Source organism: Synechococcus sp. OH20, from assembly GCF_047502685.1.
Taxonomy (GTDB): domain Bacteria; phylum Cyanobacteriota; class Cyanobacteriia; order Thermostichales; family Thermostichaceae; genus Thermostichus.
The window spans coordinates 1-25,934 of sequence record NZ_JANSIQ010000028.1; the positions used below are offsets into that span (position 1 = coordinate 1).

Annotated in this window: 24 protein-coding genes; 13 read left to right on the forward strand and 11 right to left on the reverse strand. The window is 60.9% G+C overall.

Annotated elements, in window-relative coordinates; genetic code table 11:
• The 7 genes from NW826_RS06040 to NW826_RS06070 form a co-directional block, all read left to right on the forward strand.
• The coding region (locus tag NW826_RS06040) for an RNA-guided endonuclease InsQ/TnpB family protein (protein WP_414509683.1) at positions 1-1,092 on the forward strand (1,092 nt) is incomplete at its 5' end.
• Between the two features lie 105 nt (positions 1,093-1,197).
• Entirely contained in the window at positions 1,198-2,385 is a 1,188-nt protein-coding gene (locus NW826_RS06045; RefSeq protein ID WP_414509684.1) for a serine hydrolase, read from the forward strand.
• A gap of 117 nt (positions 2,386-2,502) precedes the next feature.
• Positions 2,503-2,724 (forward strand): RNA-binding S4 domain-containing protein, encoded by a 222-nt coding sequence (locus NW826_RS06050; RefSeq protein ID WP_414509685.1) that lies wholly within the window; start codon positions 2,503-2,505, stop codon positions 2,722-2,724.
• Between the two features lie 411 nt (positions 2,725-3,135).
• Positions 3,136-3,885 (forward strand): WecB/TagA/CpsF family glycosyltransferase, encoded by a 750-nt coding sequence (locus NW826_RS06055; protein ID WP_414337171.1) that lies wholly within the window; start codon positions 3,136-3,138, stop codon positions 3,883-3,885.
• A gap of 44 nt (positions 3,886-3,929) precedes the next feature.
• On the forward strand, positions 3,930-4,745 hold the full coding sequence (locus NW826_RS06060) for a cell division ATP-binding protein FtsE (RefSeq protein ID WP_414333366.1): 816 nt from the start codon (positions 3,930-3,932) through the stop codon (positions 4,743-4,745).
• A gap of 63 nt (positions 4,746-4,808) precedes the next feature.
• Entirely contained in the window at positions 4,809-5,720 is a 912-nt protein-coding gene (locus NW826_RS06065; RefSeq protein ID WP_414509686.1) for a cell division protein FtsX, read from the forward strand.
• Positions 5,721-5,798: 78 nt separating this feature from the next.
• Complete coding sequence (locus tag NW826_RS06070; RefSeq protein WP_414333373.1) at positions 5,799-6,038, forward strand: DNA-directed RNA polymerase subunit omega; 240 nt, start codon at positions 5,799-5,801, stop codon at positions 6,036-6,038.
• Positions 6,039-6,058: 20 nt separating this feature from the next.
• On the opposite strand, the gene NW826_RS06075 is transcribed toward NW826_RS06070, so the two are convergent.
• The 4 genes from NW826_RS06075 to coaBC all read right to left on the reverse strand — a co-directional run bounded on the left by NW826_RS06075 (position 6,059) and on the right by coaBC (position 11,395).
• Positions 6,059-7,942 carry a mechanosensitive ion channel family protein gene (locus NW826_RS06075; protein ID WP_414509687.1) on the reverse strand — a complete coding sequence of 628 codons (1,884 nt, stop codon included), beginning with the start codon at positions 7,940-7,942 and terminating at the stop codon, positions 6,059-6,061.
• A 23-nt stretch (positions 7,943-7,965) separates the two neighbouring features.
• On the reverse strand, positions 7,966-9,084 hold the full coding sequence (gene cax / locus NW826_RS06080) for a calcium/proton exchanger (RefSeq protein ID WP_414333372.1): 1,119 nt from the start codon (positions 9,082-9,084) through the stop codon (positions 7,966-7,968).
• Between the two features lie 191 nt (positions 9,085-9,275).
• On the reverse strand, positions 9,276-10,046 hold the full coding sequence (locus NW826_RS06085) for a hypothetical protein (RefSeq protein WP_414333360.1): 771 nt from the start codon (positions 10,044-10,046) through the stop codon (positions 9,276-9,278).
• 119 nt (positions 10,047-10,165) lie between these two features.
• Complete coding sequence (coaBC, locus tag NW826_RS06090; protein WP_414509701.1) at positions 10,166-11,395, reverse strand: bifunctional phosphopantothenoylcysteine decarboxylase/phosphopantothenate--cysteine ligase CoaBC; 1,230 nt, start codon at positions 11,393-11,395, stop codon at positions 10,166-10,168.
• Between the two features lie 332 nt (positions 11,396-11,727).
• Here coaBC and NW826_RS06095 point away from each other — a divergent pair, with 332 nt between their 5' ends.
• The 3 genes from NW826_RS06095 (at position 11,728) to NW826_RS06105 (ending at position 14,855) form a co-directional block, all read left to right on the forward strand.
• Positions 11,728-12,096 carry an AbrB family transcriptional regulator gene (locus NW826_RS06095; RefSeq protein WP_011432615.1) on the forward strand — a complete coding sequence of 123 codons (369 nt, stop codon included), beginning with the start codon at positions 11,728-11,730 and terminating at the stop codon, positions 12,094-12,096.
• A 250-nt stretch (positions 12,097-12,346) separates the two neighbouring features.
• On the forward strand, positions 12,347-13,129 hold the full coding sequence (locus tag NW826_RS06100; RefSeq protein ID WP_414509688.1) for an Ig-like domain-containing protein: 783 nt from the start codon (positions 12,347-12,349) through the stop codon (positions 13,127-13,129).
• Between the two features lie 10 nt (positions 13,130-13,139).
• On the forward strand, positions 13,140-14,855 hold the full coding sequence (locus NW826_RS06105) for a helicase HerA domain-containing protein (protein ID WP_414509702.1): 1,716 nt from the start codon (positions 13,140-13,142) through the stop codon (positions 14,853-14,855).
• Here the strand turns inward: NW826_RS06105 and NW826_RS06110 are convergent.
• The 3 genes from NW826_RS06110 to NW826_RS06120 all read right to left on the reverse strand — a co-directional run bounded on the left by NW826_RS06110 (position 14,825) and on the right by NW826_RS06120 (position 18,538).
• On the reverse strand, positions 14,825-16,069 hold the full coding sequence (locus NW826_RS06110; RefSeq protein ID WP_414509689.1) for an FAD-dependent hydroxylase: 1,245 nt from the start codon (positions 16,067-16,069) through the stop codon (positions 14,825-14,827). The two genes, NW826_RS06105 and NW826_RS06110, sit on opposite strands and share 31 nt — an antisense overlap.
• 6 nt (positions 16,070-16,075) lie before the next feature.
• Complete coding sequence (locus NW826_RS06115) at positions 16,076-17,062, reverse strand: methyltransferase domain-containing protein (protein WP_414509690.1); 987 nt, start codon at positions 17,060-17,062, stop codon at positions 16,076-16,078.
• Positions 17,063-17,479: 417 nt separating this feature from the next.
• Positions 17,480-18,538 (reverse strand): glucokinase, encoded by a 1,059-nt coding sequence (locus NW826_RS06120; RefSeq protein WP_414509691.1) that lies wholly within the window; start codon positions 18,536-18,538, stop codon positions 17,480-17,482.
• A 255-nt stretch (positions 18,539-18,793) separates the two neighbouring features.
• Here NW826_RS06120 and NW826_RS06125 point away from each other — a divergent pair, with 255 nt between their 5' ends.
• Positions 18,794-19,411, forward strand: a complete 618-nt coding sequence (locus NW826_RS06125) for a DUF3120 domain-containing protein (protein WP_414333349.1) — start codon at positions 18,794-18,796, stop codon at positions 19,409-19,411.
• A gap of 1 nt (position 19,412) precedes the next feature.
• On the opposite strand, the gene NW826_RS06130 is transcribed toward NW826_RS06125, so the two are convergent.
• The 4 genes from NW826_RS06130 to NW826_RS06145 form a co-directional block, all read right to left on the reverse strand.
• Complete coding sequence (locus NW826_RS06130; RefSeq protein ID WP_414333347.1) at positions 19,413-20,024, reverse strand: hypothetical protein; 612 nt, start codon at positions 20,022-20,024, stop codon at positions 19,413-19,415.
• The gene (ilvN, locus tag NW826_RS06135) at positions 20,024-20,548 is read right to left on the reverse strand and encodes an acetolactate synthase small subunit (protein ID WP_414333369.1); all 525 of its coding nucleotides are present in this window, start codon (positions 20,546-20,548) and stop codon (positions 20,024-20,026) included. Before ilvN ends, NW826_RS06130 begins: the two co-directional genes overlap by 1 nt.
• 173 nt (positions 20,549-20,721) lie before the next feature.
• A complete protein-coding gene (locus tag NW826_RS06140; protein WP_414509692.1) occupies positions 20,722-23,208 on the reverse strand; it encodes a DUF3656 domain-containing U32 family peptidase in 2,487 nt (828 codons plus the stop codon).
• A gap of 114 nt (positions 23,209-23,322) precedes the next feature.
• Positions 23,323-23,514, reverse strand: a complete 192-nt coding sequence (locus tag NW826_RS06145; protein WP_414333343.1) for a hypothetical protein — start codon at positions 23,512-23,514, stop codon at positions 23,323-23,325.
• Between the two features lie 637 nt (positions 23,515-24,151).
• Between NW826_RS06145 and NW826_RS06150 the strand changes: the two genes are divergently transcribed.
• The gene (locus tag NW826_RS06150; protein ID WP_414341532.1) at positions 24,152-24,892 is read left to right on the forward strand and encodes a Tic22 family protein; all 741 of its coding nucleotides are present in this window, start codon (positions 24,152-24,154) and stop codon (positions 24,890-24,892) included.
• Between the two features lie 65 nt (positions 24,893-24,957).
• On the forward strand, positions 24,958-25,815 hold the full coding sequence (prmC, locus tag NW826_RS06155) for a peptide chain release factor N(5)-glutamine methyltransferase (RefSeq protein WP_414509693.1): 858 nt from the start codon (positions 24,958-24,960) through the stop codon (positions 25,813-25,815).
• The last annotated feature ends 119 nt before the right edge of the window (positions 25,816-25,934 follow it).

Genomic DNA, 25,934 nt, shown 5'->3' on the forward strand with positions numbered 1-25,934 from the left:
AAAAAGCCTAAGTTCAAGTCAATCAAGCGGTACTCCGGCTGGACATATCCCAGCAGTTCGGGGTGGAAAGTAGCCAGCAACGGTAAGCACGGTAGCGTTACCCTCAATGACCTGGGCCTCACCCTGAGGATGCGGGGCAAAGCCAAGGACTGGGGGAGGCCTACCACGCTAACTATTGTCTATAAACCAACTTTACGGCAGTGGTATGCTTCCTTCACTGTAGAGGTAGAAGTACCTCGGCCTAAGTTTGGTTCCCGGTCAGATTTGAAGTATGAATCTATCGTTGCCTACGATTTGGGCGCCGAGACGGCCATAACCCTATATGACGGGAGTGAGTTCTATGAGGTTGCTAATCCTCGGTTTACGCAGAGGAGTGAGGAGAAAATTCGCAAGGTTGCCAAGCTCAAACGTCGGAAGCGTGCACCCAGGAAGGGGGTGAAGGCTTCTAGGAGATGGAAGAAAATCAACCGACTGGAGGCTAAGCTCAAAGCCAAAGTTGCCCGTCAGCGTAGAGATTGGCAACACAAGGTTACCTCAGAGATTGCCCGTCGTTATGACATCGGGGTAACCGGTCGCGTTAGCGGGACGGAGTCCTTAAAGCTCAACGTCAAGAACATGACCCGTAAAGCTAAGGGTAAAGGGAAGAAGCGCAAGGCTGGACTAAACAAGTCTATTTTGTCGGTAGGTTTTGCAACCCTCAACCGGCTGCTGACCTACAAAATTGAGCAGAAGGGCGGTTTAGTCTTGTTTCTTCCCACGCAAACCCTTAAGCCGTCTCAGCGCTGCCCGCAGTGCGGTGCCGTTCACAAGGAGTGGGCAGACCTGAGTAATCGCTACCATGTCTGCCCTGCTTGTGGTTTTGCGATAGAGAGGGACAGGGGGACGGTGATGGTACTGTACAACGTTGCTACCAATCAGCAACCGGGGCTGGGAACCCGCCTCGTGAGTCTTGGATGCTTCAGCTCTACTATGGCTAGCGCCACGCTTTGCGAACAGAGACCCGGTACACGGGATGGACTCCGTCCCGCTGCCGCGAACGATGAAGCAACTGGGGCAGAGGAAGAGACAAAAGCTCTGCTGTCAAGCGGGTGAGGAAACCCCACCCGCCTGCGCGGTGGGGTAGTTCATACCGAGCCACCAGAGCTGGTAAAACTGTCAACATCTTTACGCAAGCCTTGTGTGGGAGCAGTTGTTCTCATGGCCGGAGCAAGGGAGAGGAGACCAACGCCCAAGAAGCCTCGGGATCCCCGCCGCCCCTCACGATCCGCTAAGGATGCCCTATTGGGGGGTTCTGGGCGCCTGCTTCCTGCCCCGGCTGCCTCCCACCCTCAGCCGCTGCGTCTGGCCCGCCAAAAAGCCATCGCCCGTCTGCGCCAACGGGCTGTCCAGCCTCGCCGCCCAGGACGTTCTCCGGCCCTCGGAGAAGTGTTGCTCAGGGGCCTGAGCTTCAGTCTCATCCTGGGCCTGACAATGGCCGGCCTCTCGCAACTGCTGCAATCAACCCCCACTGGACAGACAGAACCTGCCACGACGCAGCTTGGGGATCCAGGGCCGAGCGATACCCTGCAGGGAGAGGCGATCCCGGCTTTGCAGGAGCGCCTAGCCGCTTTGGCCGACCAACCGGGGTTGACGGCAGGGGCCCTGTTTTGGGAGGTGGAAAGCGGCGCCTTTGCCGGCGTCAGGCCGGATCAGGCTTTTCCTGCCGCCAGCGTAATCAAGATCCCCATTCTCTTGGCCTTTTTCCAGGCCGTGGAAACCGGGCAGGTGCGGCTGGATGAACCGCTCGCCCTGCGGGAAGATCTCAAGGCAGGAGGAGCGGGCGTGCTCCAAACCCGTCCCCTGGGATCCCAGGTCTCTGCCCTGGAGGCGGCCACCCTGATGAGCACCCTCAGCGACAACTTCGCCACCAATCTGATCATCGATCGCCTGGGTGGACAGGAGGCTCTCAACCAAAAATTTCGTCAGTGGGGGCTACAGCACACGCAAATTTCCTGGTGGCTACCGGATCTGGAGGGCACCAACACCAGCAGCCCACGCGACATGGTTTGGTTGCTCAGCCAAGTGGAACAGGGGCGCATGCTTAGCCGCCGCAGCCGCGACCGCTTTTTGGACATTCTCTGGCGTACCCAACGGCCTTCCTACTTTCGACCCCACCTGGGCCAGGAGGTGCGCATTGCCCACAAGACGGGAACCCTGCGCTCGGTGGTGGGAGATGCCGGGATCCTGGATTTGCCCAACGGGCGACGCTATGTGGCGGCGGTGTGGGTGAAGCGAGAAACCCCCAACGACCCCAGAGCCGAAGAGCTGATCGCCAGCCTGTCGCAAGCCGCTTATGAGTTCTGGGTCGGGGATCCAACGGCAACCACGAGCAGCTTGCAACCCTGATCCCAAACATCACCAATTTTTCTCTCCCGAGCCCCATTCCGGGCAGAATGCAAATGCCAGAGTGGAGAAACAGGCAATGGGACAACTGGTCGATGTCAAAACCCTTTGGGTGCAGTGATGGCGACAGATCCCGTGATTAAGCTGGATCAGTTTCTCAAGTGGGCGGGGGTTGTGTCCACCGGTGGGCAGGCCAAGCAGTTGATCCAAGCCGGACAGGTGCAGGTCAATGGCGAGGTGGAAACCCGCCGCGGGCGCAAATTGCGCCTTGGGGATGAGGTGAGGGCGCTGGGCCAAGTCTGGCAGGTGCACCTGGATAAGGTCTCAGAGGGAGATCAGTGAGATCTATACGAGATCCATGCAGCGGGATCAGAAGCAGCATGGCCAAAACCCCGATCCCCCCTGCCACCGCATACTGCCACTCCAGCCCCCACAGCAGGCAGGCAACTCCGGCCAAGATCTGGATCCCACCGGTGATCCAGTAGGGAAGGCGCGGCGGATCCACCAGGCCGTTGAGCCAGTGGCCCAACCCCATTTGCCACAGCCAAAACACCCCCAGATATTGGCTCAAAGCCGCTGGAGGGGTACGACCGACAAAAGGCAGCACCGAGAGAATCATGCCCAGGGCGATCACCAGTGTCCAGACCAAGCCCACGAAGTAAAGATGGGCCAATCCGGCAGCTCGAAACTCCGGCAGCGCCGTCTGCCGCACCATATAGCCCAAGCCAATAAGAGAAATCAGCAACGGTGGTGGTGTCGTTAGCAAGCCATTCAATTCTGGGTGTGAACCTACACCTGGCTCTGCCAGAAGCCAGTCTACAGAGCTATGCCACCTGGATCGAGGCGCGTATTCAGGAGAGGCAGGGCGCCCAGGTGGTTACTTGTAACCCAGAGATGATCATGCAGGCGCAGCGGGATCCGGCCTTTGCCCAGGTGCTACAACGAGCAGAGCTGGTGATCCCAGATGGGGCGGGGGTGGTGTGGGCTTTGCGGCGGCAGGGGATCCGCGTCCAGCGGGTGCCGGGGATCGAGCTGGCCGAAGCCCTGATCGCGCTGGCGGCAGAACGGGGGTGGCGCTTGGCCTTGGTGGGGGGAAGGCCGGAAGTCAACCGGGCAGCGATTCAACATTGGCACGCTTGCTTTCCCTCTCTGTCCATTTGGGGCTACCACGGCTACTTCTCCCCTGCCGAGGAAGAAAACCTGCTGCACACTCTCCAGGACTTCCAGCCGCAACTGGTGTGGGTGGGGCTGGGCTCCCCGCGCCAGGAGCTGTGGATCCAGAGATGGCGCAGCCTCTTGCCCCAGGCCATCTGGATGGGGGTGGGGGGCAGCTTCGACATTTGGGCCGGCCAAAAACGGCGAGCCCCCCGCTGGTGGCGTGACCATCACCTGGAATGGTTGTATCGTCTCTATCAGGAACCTTGGCGCTGGCGACGCATGTTGGCTTTGCCCAGGTTTGCCTGGCGGGTGCTGTGGGATCCCGCTTCTCGCTGGCGCCCCTAGCCTGCCGGCGCTTCCTCGTCTTCCTCTTTTGTAGGCGCTTCCTTATGATGCTTGGTCAGCACATCGGCTATTCCCCTCGCGTTCACCGTTGGGCCGGTACAGCTCCCACTCCTCATCTGGCCCCCTTGAGCTTGTACAGCAGCACCCAGCCGGGATCTTTGCAGGCCCCAGCCAGCATGGTGTCCCTGCGGGGCGTGAGCAAGGTCTTCCCCAACGGCAACTTGATTTTTCAGGATGTGAACTTGGAGGTGCGCCGCGGCGAGTTCGTGTTTGTTACCGGCGTGTCGGGAGCGGGCAAGTCCACCCTCTTGCGACTGCTCTACGGGGACGAACAGGCCACCGAGGGCACGGTTGTGGTGGATCAGGTGTGCCTATGTTCTTCGGAAGGGCGGCGGCCCTACCGCATTCCACCCCGTCCGCTGGCGATGCTGCGGCGGCGCTTGGGGGTGGTCTTTCAAGACTATCGCCTGTTGGCCAACCGCACCCTGGCGGAAAATGTGGCCTTTGTGCTGCGCGCCCAAGGGCTGTCCCCCGCCGAAATCCGCCGCCGCATCGGGCCGACTTTGAAGATGGTGGGGCTGACCGAAAAGCGGGATCGCTTTCCCCATGAGCTTTCGGGAGGAGAACAGCAGCGCCTCAGCCTGGCCCGTGCCATTGTTAACATGCCGGTGCTGCTGCTGGCAGACGAGCCGACGGGGAACCTGGATCCGGAAAACTCGCTCTTGGTTCTCCAGATTTTGGAGCGGCTCAATTCTTTTGGGGTGACTGTCATCATGACCAGCCACGACCCCCATCTGGTGGAGCGGGCCGGCCACCGGGTGGTGCGCATGGAAGGAGGACGCCTGTATGATCTGCGCTGAGGCGCTGCATAGGGCGGGAATCCCGAAGATTGGGTTTACTGGCAGTGTTGGGCGGTAAACAGCATGCAATCTCTCTCCCGATTTCTCAACAAGATTTGCTATCTCCTGCAAGAGACTTTTTTGGGGTTGCGGCGGGGAGGCTGGCTGAACTGGGCGGCGGTGAGCACCCTGCTGGTGTTGCTGTTTTTGGTGGGGATCGGCGTGGAGCTGTCTTGGGGGGTGGATGCGACGGTGCGATCCCTGGGGGAGCAACTGGAGATCTCCGTCTATCTGGAGCCGGAACGCCAAGGGGTGGAGTTGCAGCCCCAGGTCGCCCAATTGCCCCACGTGGTGGCGGTGAAGGTCATCACCAAAGACCAAGCTTGGCGCACCCTCCTCATCGAGATGGGGATCCAGGATGAGGCGGCGATGGAAACCCAGTTGGGGGAGAACCCTTTGGTGGATGCCCTGCGGGTCAAGGCGGATTCCGCCGAAGCCCTGGGGGAGGTGGCGGCACAGATTCGCCAATTGGAAGGGGTAGACGAGGTGTACTACGGCAGCCGCATCGTGGAACAACTGGCCCAAATTCAGGAGATGCTGCGGCTGGGATCCCTGGGCATCACCGGGGTGTTGGCCCTGACGGCGGTGGCTGTGATCACCACCACCATTCGGCTGATCGTCATGGCGCGGCGGCGGGAGATCGAGGTGATGCAACTGGTGGGGGCAACGGCAGCTTGGATTTACTTGCCCTTTATTTTGCAGGGCTGCCTGTTCGGGGTGATCAGCGCGCTAGGGGCTTGGGGCTTGGTTCTGGGATCCCGACAGTTGCTGCAGGAGGTGCTGGAGCGGTTGATCGCCTTGCCCTTTCTCAAGGTGATGCAGGCGGATCCCGGCCAACTGGAGTTTTGGTTCTTGCCGCTGCTGCTGTTGGGGATGGGGGTTTTTCTGGGCACCGGCAGCAGCTTGATCGCAGTGCGTAAGTCGGTCGGGCGCTGAGCAAGGGAAGGATTGGCCGGTTCTCTGCTAAGATCAGGATCCCCTGTAACAATAGATGCCAAGGTTAAAACTGCGATGATGGCCCCACGCAAGCATCAACTGGCTATCGACAACGACGAGCTGATGCGTCGGGTAGAGGCTCTGATCAACGCCTCCAAAAATCGCTACCGCATCACAGTACAGGTGGCCAACCGGGCCAAGCGCCGTCGCTACGACGATCCCGACGATCTGGAAGATGGCTGGATGAAGCCCATCCGCCGCGCCGTCATCGAGATGTCGGATGAACTGACTGAGCCGGAAATCATCGGCGACGAGTAGCTTGCAGGCCAGCCGGGCGGCTAAGGGCGATGAAGACCCTCGGCAGGAACCTGGTCTGTGAGGTCTTCTGGATCAAGATCCCTTTCCCGCGGACGGGCCTCCAGCCGCGACTCCATCAGGCGCAGCAGGCGGTGGGTCTCCTCTGGGCTGAGGCCCTGGATGCGCATCTCCAAGGGGCTGTGGAACCAGAGGGTTTGCTGCGGAAACGGAATCCGGATCCCGGCTTGGTCGAAGGCATGCTTGAGGCGACGGCGATATTCCCGCGCCACCCGCCACTGCTGTAGGGGCTGCACTTTGATCCAGATGCGCAGGGTGATCCCCCGCTCCCCCAGGTCATCGACGCCGTGCATCTCGGGGGGCTCGAGGATCTTGTCCCGCCAAGCCGGCTCCCGGTACATCTGGAGCGCCACCTGCTCGGTGATGCGGATGGCCTGTTCCAGGTCGTTTTCGTAGGCGATCACGATCCCCAAATCCACCCGCGACCAGCCGTTGGAGAGGTTCTCCACCACCCGAATGGCGCTGTTGGGAATGGAGATCAGGCTGCCTTCGGTGTTGCGCAACTGGGTTAGCCGCAGATCCATATGTTCCACCAGGCCGCCCCGCCCATCCACCACGATCACATCTCCTTCGGCGAATTGGTCTTCCAGCAAAATCAACAGCCCGTTGATCACGTCTTTGATCAAATCCTGGGCAGCCAGGGAAATCCCCAGCCCGATGAAGCCCAGGCTGGCCACCAAAGGGCCGATATTCACCCCCACCGAGGCCAAGCCGACCAGGGATCCCAGCAAAACCAGCGTGGTGGCTGTCACTCCTTTGGAGACACCGGCAAAGGTGCTGAGGCGTTTGCTGAGGCGATAGGTGGGGGCATTTTGCCACTGCTCCTGGCGCAAGGCGGCGAAGAGGCCGTCCAGCAGCAGGCTGCTCAGCCAAACACTGCCATAGGTCGCCAGGCCCACCCCTGCCAAGCGCAGCAGAGGGCCGCGCAGCGAGACTAGGAGAAACGTTTGCAGGGGTCGTGTTTGGGGGAAAAGGCCCAAACTCACCCCAACGCCGCCCGTCCACAGGCCAACCTGCACCAGGCGCAGCAGACGAATGTGCAGCTCCAAATAGGATGCCTGCCGTTTGCGCCCTGCCTGTTGTTCGACCAAGACGGGATCCTCGCCCGGCTCCCCCTGGAGGCGCTCCTGCACCTCTGCTTGGATGGCCTGGTACTCCGCCTGCAGGGCATCGCGTTTTTGCTGCAGCCGTCGTCGTTCTCGTTGACAAAGCCGGCTCAGGCTTGCCGCTGCTGCCAGAATGGCGAGGGCTATCAGGGCTTGGCGGCGCAAAAACTGGGGCTGTCGCTCCCGCTGCCAGGTGCGCAGGGCCTCCTCGACAATGCCCGCCACCTGTTCGGCCCAATCCATCGGCTGGCTGCCCTGAAGCTGAGCATCCAGAGAGGTGATGGTCATCAAATGGCGTCCATTCACCCGGATCACCGGCTGATTGGTTTGGCTGTCGAGGACGACCTCCACCCGCAGTGTTTCCGGGTCAAGGCCCGACTGGGCCAACTGGCGCAGGGTTTGTTCGATGGAGCGGGCCCGCTGCGACACCGGCGGCACGCTGCCGGGATCCCCCTGCAGCGCGGCGACCAAAAACAGCCGCCGCCCATCCAGCGTCACGGCCTCCGTTTGGATGGAGGTGGTGGGCAGGCTGAGCGCCTGCCGCAGCTCTTCCAGGGCATCCAAGCGGTTGAGCAAAGGCAGGTTGGAGGCGGTGCCGTTGTTTTGAGAAGCTTCCTGACCCCATGCCGGCTCGATGGCCGGGGATAGGGCGAGGGAAGTGCCGAAAAAAAGGAGCGGCCAAAGCAGGGATCCCGCTGTTCCCCGCCTCGATCTACTTGAAGCTTGCAGATTGTGCGGCATGAGCCGATGCTAAAGTTCTTCCATCAATCTAAGAAGAAGAAAGCAATGCCGAGAATGGCATAGGTGGCCAAGAGCAACAGCCCCTCCAGCCAGTTGGAGCGCCCGTCGCTGCTGACAGAGTTGACCAGCAACACCGAGACGGCGATCGCTACCAGCTCCACCATGCCGAAGTTAAAGTTCATCGGCTGGCCCAGCAGGTCACCGGCCAGGACCAGCAGGGGCGCCACGAACAGGGCAATTTGCATCGTCGAGCCCAGAGATACTGAGAAGGAGAGATCCATCTTGTCTTTCATGGCCACCGTAATTGCCGTCGCATGTTCGGCCGCATTGCCGATGATCGGCAGCAAGATCACCCCCATAAACAGCGAGGTAATGTGCCAATGCTCCAGAGTGTGCTCCAAGGTGCTCACCAACAGTTCCGACTCCAGTGCCACCAACACCGTCAACCCCAAAAGGGCCAACACCCAAGGCCATAGCCCAGGCTGCTCGGGCGGGGCCGTCAACACTTGGGGAATGGAGCCCTCCGCCTGCAAAACCGGATTGGGGGCCAGGCGATTGGCCGCCTCATTCTCTGCGGCTGCGGCCTCGTGAAGAGCGTAGAGGTAACTGTGGGTTTTGAGGGAAAACAGCAAGGTGAGGCCGTAAACCCCGATCAGCACCAGAGCCACCGCCGTGGACAGCTCTTGGATGGAGAGCGCTCCCAAGTTGGCATCGGCATAGGTGACCACACTGGGCAAGATCAAGGCCACCACCGCCAGGTTCATCACCGAGGCATTCATGCGGGCCACTTCGGGCCGAAAGCTCTGCTCGCGAAACTTAATGCCGCCCAAAAACATGGCCAGCCCGGCCACCAGCAGCAGGTTGCTGATGATCGAGCCGGTGATCGAGGCTTTCACCACCTCCACCAGCCCCGCCCGCAGCGCCACCAAGCCGATGATCAATTCTGCCGCATTGCCAAAAGTAGCGTTGATCAACCCCCCTATGGTCGGCCCGGTCAAGGCGGCAATCTCCTCGGTGGCTTGACCCATAAACTTGGCCAAGGCCACCACCGCCAAGGCGGCACAGAGGAAGACCAGGTTGGGATCCCAGCCTCGGAAGTGCCCCACCCAAGATAGAGGAACTCCCGCCAGCAGCAGAAACATCAGGCCGTTCAAACCTCTCTGCCAACCTGCTGCAGAGCGATCCGGAGAACCCAGAGAATTTGCATTAGCCAGAGTCATGGTTGCACAAAAAGGGAGCGCCAATAGATGCCGTTTGGGTTTTGGAGAGCAGTACCCCCAGCCATCTCCAAGAGTCTAACGGCTGCGAGGGGCAGTTGGATAGGTGCGTCTGGCTAGAGGGAGATAACCCGGTTGCGCTGCAACTGCCGGGCGATCTCGGCTCCCAATTGATCCGACAGGCGCTGCGGATCGGCAATTTTCAAAAAACTGCTGCCCTCCACCTCGAAAGGAAAGGATCCCTCGATGTCGTCGCGGGGCAGTTGTACCAGCAGCAATTGCTCGGGGCGCTTCGCTTGCAGGGCATAGCCCAACTCCAAACAGACCTGGGGACTGGGCAGAGGCCGTCCTCGGCCATTCACCTGCACCGGGGTGACATCGGCCACCACCAGCAGCGCGTGCTTGAGCTTGCGAATCAGGGCCGCGTCGATTAGAGGTGTCTCGCTTTCGCTGGGCAGGGATCCCTGCAGTTGCAGCGGAAGAACCGGTTGGTGATGGCGGTTAATGGTCTCCACCACCGCCTGCAACGCCTGGTGCAGCGTGGCGCTGGAGTCGGGGTAATCCGCTTGGCCACAAAAGTAGATGACCGGCTCCGTCATGTTCAGGGTGGCCCGCTTATTAAAGTAGATCTCGCGGCTGATCAAATCGAGGTTGGAGATGCTGTAGGCGCCGCTGCCCTCGATGTAAAACTCCACCAGCTCCCCTTCCAAGTAGCGCTGCCACCAGACAGAAGCCTTCACCTGCTCCACATCGTCGAGGAAATCGGCTCGCATCGCCGTTTTCAAGAGGCCGGTACGGCTTAGGCGCAGATCGGGAGCCCTCTGTTGAACTTGGGAGGCAGACAACACCGAATCCAAATACCAGGCTTTCAAAACGATGATCGCCATCGGATCCCTCTGCGCTTAGCCTCAAAGGTACCTGATTTTGGCCTGATTTTGGTCCGATCGCCGGGAGAACCGTTACCCTCGCAGCCGAGATACGAAGCCAAAGCAGTGAGGCCTCGGGGTCAGCTCGGCTCCAGCTGCAGGGCCAGATCCAGCAGCCGGTGGGCCAGGGTGGCCTTGGTTGTCCAAGGCAGCCGTTCTGGGCTGCCCTGCCGCGGGATCCAGTAGCCTTGGTTGTGGCTGCTGCCAAAGCCGCTCTCCGGCTGGTCGATGGGATTGGCCACAATGGCGTCCAGCCCTTTCTGCTGCAGCTTCTCCTTGGCTGAGGGGAGGGGATCCCCGCTCTGGGCGGCAAAGCCGATAAGAAGCTGACCGGGACGTCGGTGGCGGGCCAGGGCTGCCACCAGGTCAGGGACAGGCTCCAAGGGCAGCATGGGGGGCAGATCGCCTTTTGGCAGTTTCCCCGCGTAAACCTGGACGGGGCGCACATCCCCCACAGCGGCAGCCATCCACAAAAGATCCACCTGGGGAAACTCCGCCTGCAAAACTCTCTCCAGTTGGGCTGCCGTCTCCACCGGCATGGCCCGAATGGCGAAGGGTGCTGGATCAAGGGGGATCCCCAGCGGCCCATGCACCAGCGTGACGTTGGCCCCCCGGCAGGCGGCTGCCACTGCCAGCGCCACCCCCATCCGCCCACTGGCCGGGTTGCCGATAAAACGCACCGCGTCGATGGGCTCGCGGGTGCCTCCTGCCGTCACCAACACCCGCTTCCCTTGCCAGTCTTTTTTCCCCCCTGTCCAGAGCAGAGCCCGCACATACTCCTGCAGCGCCTCTGGCTCCAACATACGCCCTTCCCCCACCGCATCACAGGCCAGGCGGCCCCTGGCAGTGGGCAAGGCCCAGAAGCGGGGATCCCGTTGCAGCCGCTGCCAATTCTCGGCCACCGCTTCAGCCTTCCACATGTGGGTATTCATGGCCGGCGCCAGGGCCACCGGACAGTGGCAAGCCAAAACCACATTGGTGAGCAAATTGTCCGCCAGCCCCTGGGCCACCTTGCCCAAGGTGTTGGCCGAAAGCGGCGCAATCAGAAGAGCCTCGGCCCATTCCCCCAGCTCGATGTGCAGCGGCCGTCCCCGCGTAGCTTGCCAGAACTCGGCATCCGTGAAAGCTGGCTGGCGAGACACGGTGGCCAACGTCAGGGGGGAGATAAACTGTTCTGCAGCTTTCGTCAAAACCACCCTCACCTCTGCCCCCTGCTGGGCCAGAGCAGATACCAAAACCGCCGTTTTGTAGGCAGCAATCCCCCCGCTCACCCCAACCAGAAGACGCCGTCCCGACCAAAAGAGATCCATATCGAGTGACACTCAAACAGCCTTGTTTCCAGTTTCCCTGCTTTTGCTCAACTCCGGTGCCGCAGCGGGGATCCAGCGTCTAGAGACACTCAAAGACACTTTTATATGCCCTTGGCCCTGAGGGCCTGTCCCTTCCGCGAAAGTCTCCCCCACAGGTTCTGGCCTCTAGAGAAAATTCTCCACTACTGTTTTGCGCAATCACCCTTCAATCCCATTGCAGCCGCCGAACCTATTCTCTCTAATAGGAAGGTAAAGAGGAATTGGAGGAACCTCTATTGCAATCGCTGTTTGTTTCTGGCTACACTAACTGTTGTCCTTAAAACCACCTTGATATGGCTACAACCAGTAAACCAAAACCACTCACTGGCCAAGAGCTCCTCGACAAAGTAACTTCAATGGGAAATGCGGATCGCAAGGAAAAAGCTCGCGCCTGTGGCTATGTCACCTACACCAAGAATGGTCAGGAGCGAGTGAATCTGATGCAGTTTAACAATGCCCTGCTGAAGGCTGTTGGCGTGGATCTCGGTGCCAGTGACGAAAATGGATCTCGTGGCCGCGCTCCTACCTTCCGGGTTTCGGTTCATAAGAATGGCAATCTCCTAATTGGAGCTGCCTACACCAAGAAGATGGGCCTCAAGCCCGGAGATGAGTTCGAGATCAAGTTGGGCCACCACAACATCAAGCTGGAGCGCGTCAACTGATTGGCTGTCTCCCTGTACTGCTTCTCCCTGCTGGTGATCTCCTATCAGCTTGGGTGAAGCCCTCAATATGATTTTCAGCCTTTGGGAGCAGCAGCCTCTTCTTTTTGCTCCGGCGTTCATTGTTCGTCTACTCTACCAGACAAGGGATCCTCATGATCCGCTGGGGATCCCTGACGATCTGTATCTCATCAACGGCTGAAGCATGGATTAAGTTCGCTATTCTGACAACAGTAGAATTGGGTCTGCGGCAATGAACACTCCGACCGTACAGAATATCTTTCGCCACTGGGGACGGTGGCGAACTTGGGCGGGGCTGTTGTTGTTGGCAGCAATGTTCTTTATCAGCGGGTCTCATCCGTGGGTTTGGTCCCAGTCGAATGCGTCTTTACAGTGGGTCTCTTCTCAACCTGCCCCTGAACAGCAGGATGTTTTGATAGATGGAGTCATTCGGCTGCAATTCGATCGGCCGCTGGATCCCAATCTACAACGGCTGGCGGTTCAGTTGGAGCCGCCGGCAGCGGTCATTTTCGACGTGCAGGGAGACGAGTTGTTGCTTAAGCCTCGAGATCCCTTGCGCTTCAGCACCGACTACACCCTTACGATTGCCCCCCAAGAGGGGCTGCCGCTGGAGCAGGCCATCCAACTGCGCTTTCGCACCGAGCCGCAGTTTACCTACGAGCGGGACATCAAACCGCTGCTGGAGGCCAGTTGTGTCGGCTGTCACCAGCCGGCGGGGCGACAGCGCACCCAGTTGCTGGATAGCTACGAGGCGGTTCTGGCCTACGTCAAGCCAGGGGATCCCAAGAGCGAGTTGATCGATCCCCGCTGGACGCGCCGCCACGCCACCCTTCTCAACGCCAACAATCCCAACCGCTCTCAGGCCCGCGGCGGATCCCCGGAGATCGCCTACATCCAGGCCCGCGGGCTGCCCCTCTCCCGTCTGGGCTTTTGGACGCCGGAGGAGGTGGAGATCGTCCGCACCTGGATCGTGCAGGATGGCGCCCCCCGCACCAGCGCCCGTGCCCAGAACTAGTCTCACCGCCATGACCGCTCCCCAACCTTTGGCCACCGTCATTCAGGGATCCCTGAGTCGGGGCTTGGAAGCTCGCCTCAACCCCGGTGTTTCGGTAGAAGACCTGCGGGTGGGCAAGTTTGTGGTGATTCAAGGGGAGCGCCACCGCTTCTTCGGTCTGCTCACCGACGTTACGTTAGCAACCAGCAACCCCCAGATCCTGGTCAACCCCCCCCGCCCGGAAGAGACCCTGCTGCAGGAGGTGCTGGCAGGTACCGGCACCTACGGGGTTATCGCCCTCACGCCGATGCTGATGCTGGTGCCGCGGCAGACGGAAGGGGAAAGGCTGTACCCCCTCATTGATCCCAAGCGGCCAGAAGATGGCGGCCCAGCCCTTCCTGGTGCTGAGGCGATGGAGCTGTTGCCGGTGAAAACGGTGCCGGCCCACTTTTCCCAGGTGTACGAGGCGCGGGAGCTGGACTTTCGCACCGTCTTCGGCTGGGAAGAGGATCCAACTCGGCGCAACTTCGCCATCGGTCAGCCCTTGGACATGGCGGTGCCCATTTGCCTAGATTTGGATCGCTGGGTGGAGCGCAGCAACGGCATCTTCGGCAAGTCCGGTACCGGCAAATCCTTTCTGGCCCGCCTGCTCCTGGCGGGCATCATCCGCAAACGGGCGGCGGTGAACCTAATTTTTGATATGCACTCCGAGTACGGCTGGGAGGCGGCCAGCGAGGATAGGCAGGCCACCACTGTCAAGGGGCTGCGGCAGCTCTTCCCCGGCCAGGTACAAATCTATACCTTGGATCCCGATTCCACCCGGCGGCGAGGGGTGCGGGATGCCCGCGAACTGTTTATTGCCTACAACCAGATCGAGGTGGAAGATCTGGCCCTGTTGGCGGAGGAGCTCAACCTCTCGGAGGCCAGCCTGGAAAACGCCATTATCCTGCGCAACGAGTTTGGCCGCGACTGGATCAGCCGGCTCTTGAGCCTCTCCAACGCCGAGATTCAAGAGTTTTGCGAACAGAAGATGGGCAACAAGGCCTCGATCCTGGCCCTGCAGCGCAAGCTCACCCGCCTCGACGACCTCAAGTACATCCGCAACAGCTTGCCCCACAACTACATCGGCGAGATCTTGGAGGCCCTCAGCCGCGGCATCCACGTGGTCATCGAGTTCGGATCCCAGTCCAACCTGCTGTCCTACATGTTGGCAGCCAACGTCATCACCCGCCGCATCCACCAGGCCTATGTGCAGCAGACAGAGCGGTACCTGCAGTCCAAAAATCCCCTCGACCGGCCCCGGCAACTGTGCATCACCATCGAGGAAGCGCACCGCTTTCTGGATCCGCGGGCGGCCAAGCAGACCATTTTCGGCACTATTGCCCGCGAGATGCGCAAGTACTTTGTCACGCTGCTGGTGGTGGATCAGCGCCCTTCCAGTATCGACAGCGAGGTGATGTCGCAGTTGGGCACTCGCATCACGGCCCTCCTCAACGACGAGCAGGATATCGAGGCCGTGTTCACGGGCGTAGCCGGCAGCCAGAACTTGAAAACAGTGCTGGCCAAGCTGGATTCCAAACAGCAGGCCCTGATCCTCGGCCATGCCGTGCCCATGCCGGTGGTGGTGCAAACCCGCTCCTACGACCCCAGGTTCTACGCCGAGATCGCCGATCCCGACTGGTCCCAGGCCGCCGATGCGGAGGTGCTTTGGGCAGCTCAGAAGGCCAAGGAGGAACTGGGGCTGTAGGGAGGGCTTCCCCACAAGCCAGTCATCAGGCGCAGCAAAAAGCAGCGCAGGGGCGGAAAGGCCATCATCCCGCTCAGGATCCAGCGCCGCATGACCACCAGGGGCCAGTAGGAGTTGGAGAAGGTGCGGGTGAGTAGATCCGTGAAGAGCAGCACCAGCCAGTTTTCCCAACGGCGACGGCGACCGTAGCGGCGCAGGACTTTGACATCTCCCAGATCCTCGTGCCGTTGCCAAGCAGCCAACAGCACCTGGGCCAAGGCGGCGGCATCGCGGATGCCGAGGTTCAGCCCTTGGCCGGCCACCGGATGGCAGTGGTGGGCGGCATCTCCCACCAACGCCAAGCGGTGCTGATAGTAGCGGCGGCTCTGGCGCAGACGGGCCGGGAAGACTTGGGGCGGGTTCAGCAAGGTGAGGCAGCCGCCCTGGACGCCGTAGTAGCGCTGCATCTCGGCCAAGAAGTCGGCCTGAGAAAGGGCCAGCGTGGCTTTGGCCTGCTCGTGGGGCAGGATCCAGACCACCTGGCAGCGATTGCCGGGCAGGGGCAGGATGGCGAAGGGGCCAGCAGGCCAGAAGCGTTCGTAGGCGATGTTTTGGTGGTCTTGGGCAGGGGCCACCAGGGCGGTGATACACGACTGCCAGTAGTCCCAGCCGTCGCTAGGGATCCCTGCCCGCTGCCGCACGGGAGAGCGCAGGCCGTCGGCAGCCACCACCAGAGCGGCGGCCAGTCGGCGCCGGCCCTGTGTCATTTCCAGCTCTACCTCGGCGGCAACCTTCCCGTAGGTTACCTTCTCCACCCTGGCTTCGTAGTAGCAGGTGATCTTGGGATCGGCGGCTACTTGCTCCTGGAGCACCTGCTGCAGCCGAGCATGTTCGCCGCAGTAGAAAACCGCCGTTTCCCCCACATCCTCCGGCCTAAATGTCACCCGCTGGGGAGCGTTGGCGTCGGTCAGAATCACCTGGGCAAAGGGCGTGATGTGGGGAGCCAGCGCCTCCCACACCCCGATGGCCCGAAAGATGCGGATCGACAGCGGCGAAAGGGCATAGGCCAAGGGGCGCTGCCTGACTGCCTCAGCCGACTGGGCCTCGATGAGGGCCAAGCGCAGGCCGGAGCCCTGCAGGGCACAAGCTAGAGTCAGGCCCGCAATGCCGCCGCCGACGATGATCACGTCGTAGAGGGCGTCCAGGGTATCCGGAGTGGGAGCAAGGATCGTCATTGTCTCTTATTGGGTGCTGTGGCCAACTACTTCTGGGGAGGCGGAGTTTGCCGGCGTGGCGGCCCGCACCGCCCGGAACATGCCAAAGCGGCAGAGGCCGGTGCCGAAGGCCAGGCGCATGAGCAAGAAGGTGGGCACCTCCCGCAGCGACTTAATCAAGCCTACCAAGCCAAACTTCAGCAAGCCCTCGGGACGGACAATGCCCTGCCAGATGGAATCCAGCCAAGAAGGAAGGGTTTCTTGCGTCCAGTCGGCGGTTTCCACCTGCCCTTCCACCAGCCCGGTGGCTTGCAACTGTTCGGCAAACCCCTCGATGCTGGAAAAAGCGGGGTGCGACCACTGATCCAACAACTGCCGCATCACCAGCCGCTCCCAAAAGTTGAGGGGCTTTTGACGGTCGTCCCGCTGGTTCCAGTCCGCCACCACCAAGATGCCTCCCGGCTTGAGCACCCGCAGCATCTCGCTGGCGTAGCGGGCCTTGTCCGGCATGTGGGGCCCCGCTTCGATGGACCAGACCACATCAAAGCTGGCGTCGGGAAAGGGCAGGTTGAGGGCATCGGCCACCTGAAACCGGACGGGCAGATCGGGGGGGGTGAGCTCTTGGGCCCGCTGCACCTGCTGTGGGCTAATGGTGATGCCGGTTACGACAAAGCCGTAGTCGCGGGCCAAGATGCGACAACTACCGCCGATGCCGCAACCTACATCCAGCACCGTCGTCCCCGGCGGCAGCCGATCCAGCCCGCCCCAGCGCGCCATCTCGTGGACAAAGTCGTGCTTGGCCTGGATGAAGTTCTTCCGCCGCGGCGGGGATCCGTAGTGGCCGAGGTGAATATGCTCGCCCCAGTAGAACTCCAGGATCCCGTCGCGGGTCCACTCGTCGTAAGACTTAGCCACGGATGCGGGAGACTCGTATTTGCGAGCAGTCAACAGGTAGGCTGCCAGACCCACGGCCAGCAGCAGAGCTATGCTCAAAGCCCAGAGGATTGGATTCATCGGATTATAGTCGTTTCAAACAAGATTAAGACACTTTGCCGCCGACCCAAGCGCTCCGGGCCTCTACCCTCACCCCCAACCCCTCTCCCAGAGGTGCCCTCACCCCCAACCCCTCTCCCTCTGGGAGAGGGGAGTTAGGGATAGCGCTCCGCGCCGCCGGCGCGTTCGCGACAGCGTTGCGTAGGAATAACGACGTAGAGAAACGTTTCATTGCTACTTGGTAGTGACTATAACTGTGCTGAGGGACGGCGATCATCGGTTGGATGGCGGCTGCCCGCTATTGGGAAGTCTAACAATGCGGCAAAGATCCAATCCCATTTTGCCCCATCCGCCAAGGGATGAAGTTTAGGATCCCGACGAGGGACGGCTGGACAAGATTGTCCAGCATGATTCCAGCATCAATGGGGATCGTTGCCATCATCCGCTGGGCTGGGTGGTCTTGCCAGACAAAAGGGTGGCGGCATAGCGAGCAGCTCCCTTCAACCCCACCTGCGCATTCACCACCACCTGCACCGACAGTTGCTCCAGGAGAGGACGCATCCGCCCTTTGTCCAAAAACGAGGACAAAAACTCTCCTTGGTGCAAGAGGCGCAAGAGCTTGGGCGCGATCCCACCGGCGATGAACAGGCCCCCGCGAGGCAGCAGTTGCAGGGCGAAGTTCCCGACCGCAGCTCCGTACAAGCTGATAAAAAGCCGCAGACACTCCACTGCCAGCGGATCCCGTGCTTCCATGGCGGCATTGGCAATTTGGGCTGCCGGGTCAACAGGCTCGGCCCCCTTTTCCCAAGCCTCAATTTGGGCCAGCAACTGTTCTTCCCCTTGCCCCCACCGACTATCCCGCAAAAATTGATAGATGGCAACAATTCCCTGCCCTGAGACCACCCGCTCGGTGGAGACACGCCCGTGCCGTTTTTGCAAATACCTCAAAAGCTCCCACTCTAAAGGGGTGCGCGGGGAAAAATCCACATGCCCTCCCTCGCTGGCATGAACCTGGTAGCCGCCTTCTCCCCAGGTGAGGTAAGCCTGCCCCAAACCCGTACCTGCTCCCATCACGCCAATCGGAGCCCGGGGTTGACGCTCACCCACTTGCAAGGTGTCCAGATCTTGATCGCCCAGGGCAAGCAGGCCATACCCCACAGCGCTGAAGTCGTTGATCAAGGCTACGCGCGGGATCCCCAGCTCTGCGGCCAATTGGCTTGACTGCAGATCCCAAGGCAAGTTGGTGATCTTGGCGGTCTGTACCCTTGCTCGCTCCATCACCGGGCCGGCCACCGCAAAACAGGCAGCAGCAGGCCGTGGATCTCGACCCAGCTCCTGCCGAGCCTGGGCCAGAAACTCTCCCACCATCGGGGCGAGGCTGACGAAATCTTGGCTGGCGTAGCGGCAATGATAAAGGCTGTGCTCGGGATCCTCGGCATTGACAAGGCTGAGGCTGGTTTTGGTGCCCCCGATATCTGCGGCCAACAGCAAGTCCATACGGTTTCCTCCGGCCAGCACATCGTTTCCACCCTGGCATCTCTGGAGAGGGAATGCCCATTTCGACCTCCCGGAGCTTTCCCGCTCCTGTCACGGCGAAGAAGGTGCTATGTTAACTGATGTAAAGGTTTTTAATGTTGCATTTTGTCTTCCACACCTTTTTTGCCCCCTCTCCCAAATGAGCCTCTGCTGTCATCTGAGCATCGCCCTCTCCCGATTCAAAAGCGTTTCGGATCCCACCATGCCATTGGGGGAATGGCGGCTCTGCTCGTCTGCCTGCCCGTTTTTGTGCAAGCGCCCCTGGTGCGATATGCCCCCTGGGTGAGCTTGGTGATGTCTTTGGGCTGGTTGGGCCTCAGTTTGCATCTCTACTCGCAGCTCCGTACCCGCCTGTGGGGAGATTTGCTCTACGGCTTTACCCTGACTTGGCTGGCGGGATCCCTCTATTGGGGCTGGCTGCGCTTTGAGCCTCTTTGGCACATGCCCGTGGAAGCTTTGGGGATCCCGATTGTCTGGTGGGGGACACGGCAGCGGTTTGCCCGCATCGGCACCTGGTTTTATCTCGGTTCCCTGTGGGGCACGGCGATTACCGATCTTTACATTCACTCGGTGGGCTTGCTGCCGGAGTGGCGACAGGCGATGCAGTTCGACCGCTTGGATCAGGCGGTTGTCCCTTTCATGGCCGCTCTTGACAAAATGGCTACCCCCTGGGGCCTGAGTTGGGGCATCGGCCTGGGCCTTCTCTTGCTGGGCGCTGGGTTGTGGATGATTCGGGGATCCCGCCGCCTGCACCATTGGGCCTTTGCCGGAGCAGTGCTAAATACCCTGTTGGTGGATGGTCTTTTTGCCTGGGGGGCGGCTTTGCTGCGGTGAGTCAGGCTGCCGGGATGGCCGGTTCTGGCTCGGCAGGAGGCAACTCCGGTGCCGGTGCGGGCTGAGGCAGAAAGTCGATGACCCTCCAGGTCTTAGCATCAGGCGAGCCGTAGGCCAGTAGCCACCGTTCGGGCACGGTTTGGGGCTCTGCGTCAGGCGAGCGCTGCGTAGCAACAGTTTGTGCCTTTTGGTGGGCCAAGGTGAGCTGAAAGGGATCCCCTTTGCGGCGATAAGGACGGCGGGATCCCGGCGGCTTCACGATCAGGGTGTAGGTACCGCTGAGGTGATGGCCTTCCAGCGTTTCTCCTGTTCTTGCGGAGCAACAGGCCAACAGCAAAGGTTCACGGCGATCCCGACGGATTTTCACATCTTGCACTTCCAGCCGGGCCGACAACTGCTCACTGCCCACCAAGGAGGCCACCGGCTCGGACAAATGAGCGATCTGGTAGGCAAGGGCCTGCTGCACAATCGGCTTGGGCGGCCTGGGGCCGCAGCCGGCCAGCAGCCCCACCAGCACAATGGCCACAAGGCCGAGGATCCTGCGAATTCCGCCGCGCCAAGCCGATCCCCGCCACCTCTCCCCCGGTTGTGGCATCGCTTCTCGTAAGGCCATCAGATGGTCACTAAGGTGGGGTGTTGCTTCAAGTATTCCGTATTCACGCCGGACTCGCGGGTGAGGGCCACCAGACCGGTACGGGCGATCTCGCGGATGCCAAAGCTGGTCAACATCTTGATGATCGCCACCATTTTGCCCGGATCCCCGGTCACCTCGAGGGTCAAAGACTCCTCCGCCACATCCACAATCCGGGCACGAAACATTTGGGCGACATCCATGATGGCGGAGCGGGTCTCGGGGCTGGCATTCACCTTGACCAGCATCAGCTCCCGTTCCACACAGGGGACGTGGGTGATATCGGTAACTTTTAGCACATCGATGAGCTTGTAGAGCTGCTTCGTCATCTGCTCCACGTCGTGCTCATCTCCCTGCACCACCATGGTGATGCGAGAGATCCCCGGTCGTTCGGTGGGGCCGACGGTGAGGCTGTCGATGTTAAAGCCGCGACGGGCAAACATCCCCGCGATGCGGGTTAAAACGCCAGGCTGATCCTGCACAAGGGCGCTGAGGGTGTGTTTCACGGTAACCAAAGAGAGAGCTACGCAGAGGATAGGGAAGCAAAAGAGAGGTTGGGAAACGACCGTACCCTGAGGAAATTTTACGCCAATTTTGCGGGAGTGTTTTTTCTATTGCTCTGCCCACCCGGCCTCGGCAACCGCAGAGAATACAGAGGGTATGTAAGGCCGCGCAGCCTCTAACTCTGCAAAGACCCGCGCGTAACCCCCAATTGGCTATGTAGCTTCAGCTCGCGCCACAGCTGGGATCCGCTCATCCGGCCTTGGAGAAGCTGTTGATAGCAGCGCAAGGTTTGCCGGATCTGCTCGGGGGATTCCTGCAAGAACTCAATGCGCAGATATCGCAACCCCAGATCCAGCAGTTTTGGCACATGCTCGGCCCCGGTTTGGGCTTTGCCGTTGTAGAGAGTGTTGCGGCAGCCGGCATCGGCTTTCAAAATGTGCTCGACATTGGCCCTATCCCTCAGCCTCACCTCGTGTTTTTCGCAGGGACGGCCACAATTGGTGTAGTCGGTGCCGCGGGACAAAAAAGCGCAGAAGACGCAGTGCTCCATGTGGAACATGGGCATGTGCTGGTGGATGGTGACCTCGTACCAGTGGGCGGGGCTGGCCTGGAGCAGGGATCCCAGTTGCTCGTGGTTGAGGTCATAGGAGGCCGTCAGGCGCTCCAAGGGGTAGCGGCTTTTGAAATAGTGGGCGGTGATGGGGTTGGCCACGTTCAAGGAAAAATCGCCGATGCAGCGCTGGCCAGCAAAAAAGCGCAGGTGGTCGTAGTTGCGCACCAGATAGCCATCGGCTCCTGCTGCCAACACCTGTTTGAGGATCCAGCTTTCTCCCGGCTTGGTGATGCGGGGCGGGGCCGCCCACAGCTCCACCTCAGGGTGAGCGGCCTTGGTGGCGCGGATAACTTCCCGGTAGCGGCGGGGATCCTCCAACTCCAGGTAGATCTGCCGGATGCCACAGGCAATTGCCGCCGGCAACTGCTCTGGATCCCGCACCAGCACCACCAGTTGGGGCGATCCCCTTTGCGGTTGCTCCGGGGCGGGCAGCAGATCTGGCCAGCGAGCTTCAGGGTTGAGCTGCCAGCGGCGGGGCCGAGCCCGCAGCGCCTGCAACTGCTCCACGGCTTGGCGCCGCATTTGGTTGAGGACGCTCAGCGGCAGCATCACCTCTCCTTCCAGGGCATTGTGCAGGGATCCCAACTTGAACGGGGTGGAACCCAAACGACCCAGTTGCTGCCGCAGCTTCTCGTCGGTGAGGGGTTGGTGATGGGCAGGCTGCAAAGGCACCGGCGAATCCACCCGCACCACGTGGCCCTCTTCATCCCGCAGGATCAGCGTCAGGGGCAAGCCGGCCTGGCCGTGAACTTCCAGGTGGACGGGGCGTTGAAAGCGAGGCTGATCCCCGGCATAGCTCTGGCGCAGGCGTTTCTCCAGCTCCGGGTCGCTGGTCTTCCAGAGGCGATCCCCTGGCCGCAGGCGTTTGAGGTCAATGGCCCCCTGGGCAAAGCCAAGCCAGGCCAGCCCCTGCTTCTTGTGCACGCGGTAAACCCGCCCCCCCTGCTCCGGCTCTCCCTGGTCGAACACCACGCCATCGCCCGGCTTGAGGGGAGCCTGCAGGCGCACCCCCACCTGATCCCCTTCGATCCGCAGCACCTGCCCCAGGTAAACCCCCCGCTTCTTGCCAAAACGGGCATGCACCAGCTCTTGGTTGTTGATGCCCCGCAGCCAGCCGGTATACAGCCCGCGGGAAAAGCTCATCTCCAGCTCATACCACTCCTGAGCTGAGGGCTGCCACGCCTGCCCTGCCCCCAGGGCGTCCAAGGCCTGGCGATAGATGCGCGTTACATTGGCTACATACTCCGGCGATTTCAAACGACCCTCAATTTTTAAGCAGTGGATCCCCAGCTTGACCAGCTCCGGCAGCACCTCCAGACCGGCCAGATCTTGGGGGCTGAGCAGATACCGCTTCTCCCCCAGATCGCGCCGCATCCCGTCTACCACCAGCTCGTAGGGCAGGCGGCAGGCCTGGGCACATTCTCCGCGGTTGGCCGAACGCCCCCCCAGCGCCTCGCTGGTCAGACATTGCCCGGAATAGGCCACGCACAACGCCCCGTGCACGAAGATTTCCAAGCAGACGGGGGATCCCTTCTCTTCCAGATGGGCGCGGATCTTGGCCATCTCCTTGAGGGAACACTCCCGCGCCAGCACCACCACCTCACAGCCCAACTCGGCGGCAAACTCTGCCCCGATACCGCTGGTGACGGTCATCTGCGTCGAGGCGTGGATGGGGAAATCGGGAGAAAGATGACGGATCAAGCGTGCGATGCCAATATCCTGGACAATGACCGCATCCACCCCCGCCGCGATCATCGAGCGGATGTACCGCTCCGCTTCCTCCAGCTCCCCCGGAAAGACCAGAGTATTCAAAGTTACATAGCCTCGCACCCCCCGCTGATGCAGCCAAGCCATCAGCTCCGGCAAATCTGCCTCTGTGAAGTTGCGGGCGCGTAGGCGGGCGTTGAACCGCTCCAGCCCGAAGTAAATGGCATCGGCCCCGTTTTCTACCGCTGCCTTGGCACACTCCCAATCTCCTGCCGGCGCCAGCAGCAGCGGCAGCGCGACGGGCAAAGCCGCCGCCGCAGAACTTGTCCCAGACGTTTTCATCGCCCCACCCGGAGCAAAAGGGATCCTTTCCCATTCAAAAGCAAAAAACCTGAGGAAGGGATCCCCTTTCCCAGGTCGAACCGCCGCTGCCGGCGGCCTCTTACCAAGGCCGAACTAGGAGGCCAGCAGCACATTCAGGATGCCGGTGAGGATGGCGCTGAACAAGGCCAGCGTGATGTAGCGCCCAACAGCCGGGTTTGAGCCCAAAAGCCGATCGGAAGCGCTGATGGTGAAAAACAAAGACCAGGCCTGCGTGGCGTTGATGGTCTCAAATTGGTTGAATTCAGGGGTAAAGATCTTAGCCATGGTTTAATGCTCCTCGGAAGTATGCGTTTGTCCCCCCTAACTTAACAAAAGTTAACAGTAGCTGCCACGTTCGCGCGGCTACATCAGAGCCCTGATGCACAAGGCTGGGGTAGGCTGCCTGTTGTGGAAAAGCTGAGCATACAATTGTCAGCTCGATCTGAACCGATCTGCTGTTGGGTAGATCTGCATCTAGCGTGGGTCGATTTTATGCGACTCCGTATATAGTATTGAGTGATGCGGGATCCCCACCCCAAATAGGGGCTTTGCCCCTCGACAGGAGTCGAGCAGATGTTCTAACCTTGGCTTCTAGGGTGGCCCAAGAGCGCTCTTTGAGGTCGGTGAGCCGGGGTGTTGTCAGCGACGGCCAGCCGCGAGTCGATGCCGAAGGTGTGCCGCATCGCTAGCCTAGCCCTGTCGAGCAGGTTCAATCCGGGTAGCTTCTGCCTTGCCCGATCTGTTGGTTAGTACTTGAGGGATCTAGCCCTATAGCAACCAGAACAAGGCGCGATGCCGGGAGTGGATGATGAGAATGATGCGCTGTAACGTAGTGTCGCCTGCCCGATCCCTCTGCTGCTGTGTAGCTCGGGTGAGCAGTATAGCCGGGATCCTGATCGGGACAGCGTGGGCGAGCTTGGCCATGACTCCCGCTTGGGCTCAGGGGAGTGCTCCACCGGCTCAGGCAACCGCAGGCCCCATGAGCCGGCAAGAGGTGGCAGAGCGGCTAAGCCTGGTGCCTGTTTTTGCGGTTGTGTCTCAGAACGGCACACCTGTTGTTGCCAATGTGGAGCGAGATGGCCGCACCATTCAAGTGGTCTCCTTCTGGCTGGATCAAGCCCAGGCCCAAAAAATGTTGGAGCAGGTGAAAGCCAGCAACCCCGAGATAGCCAGCCAAGCCCAGGTGGTGCCTCTCTCGCTGGGGTATGCCTACGAAAAATCGGAAGAGGAGCGCGCCAAAAATAGCGATCTGTACTTCGAGGTGGTGCCGCGGCCTGCTGATGTGGAGGCAGCCAAGCAGGTACTGAAAGAAACCAGCAAAGATGTGCCTCCAGAAGCGATCGGCGTGCCTCTGTTCTATGGCCGCTCCGGAGAGGGGCTGCTGACCATCGAGCAGGATGGTCAGGAGGTGGTGCCCTTCTTCTTCGACCGCAACGATCTGCAGCGAGCTTTGGATCGGGCGGCAGCCCAGAACCCGGATGTGGTTGGAAAAACCCAGATTGAGGTCACCTCCCTGGCCATTGTGGTGGAGCGCATGCTGGCTCCCGATGCCCAGGCCGATGTGCAGAAGATCGCCTTTATCCCTTCCCGCTCGGCGCTGGAATACATCCAATCGTTGGCTCGGCCTGCCAACCCTTCTGCCAGTCCCCAGCCTCAGCGTTAACCCAACCCCCAGTCATGCTGGCAGAACGGAATCCTTTGAGATCCCCCTCGACTCTGCTGAGGCGATTGCTGGAGTGGCGTGCCCAGGCGCTGAGGGCGGCAAAAGCGGCTGGGATCCCTGCCGAGGAGGTGGAGATTCTGCTCAAGGAACGGCTGGGGTGGGGGCCGTTGGAGCGGCTGCTGGGTCGGGCTCCGGCTGGGGCGGGGGAACTCCTGGAGGAGGTAGAGGTCCTTTGGCAGCAAAGGGTGGAAAAGCGCGTCCCTCTGCAGTATCTGTTGGGCAAAGTGGAATGGGCCGGCTTGAGCCTACGGGTGACCCCGGCGGTGCTGATCCCACGTCCGGAGACCGAGCTGTTGGTGGAGCAGGCTTCTCTCTGGTTACAGGCTAATCCTCTGCCGCCCGCATCCTGCTTAGCCGACCTGGGCACCGGCAGCGGGGCGATTGCCATCGCTTTGGCCCAGCGACATCCCCAGTTGCAGCTTCTGGCGGTGGATTCGAGCCCGCAAGCCCTAGCCGTTGCGGCGGACAACGTGGCGGCCCACCATTTGCAGGAGCGGGTGCAGTTGCTGCTGGGATCCTGGTTTGTGCCCTTGGATCCCTGGCGGGGGCGGCTGCGCGGCCTGGTTTCCAACCCGCCCTACATCCCCACCGGGGAGCTGGCCCATCTCATGCCCGAGGTGCGGCTGCACGAGCCGCGACAGGCCCTCGATGGCGGGGAAGATGGGCTGGCCCACTTGCGGCTGTTGATTCAAAGGGCACCGGACTACCTGGCCCCCAACTCCTTTTGGGCGGTAGAAGTGATGCGAGGACAAGCCCCTTGGGTGGCGGAGCAATTGCGAGAGAGGGACTGTTATCGGCAGATCCAAGTTCACCGCGATCTGGCGGGGATTGAGCGGGTGGTCAGCGCCCACTTCGTCGGGTAGAAAAGGGTAGGATCCCCATGGAGTGGGGTATCTCCAGAGCCTGCTCGCGTCAGGGGGACGTAGTCCTTACTGTGCAAAGCTTAAAGATCCGAACCCAAGGATCTGAACCTCGACGGGAT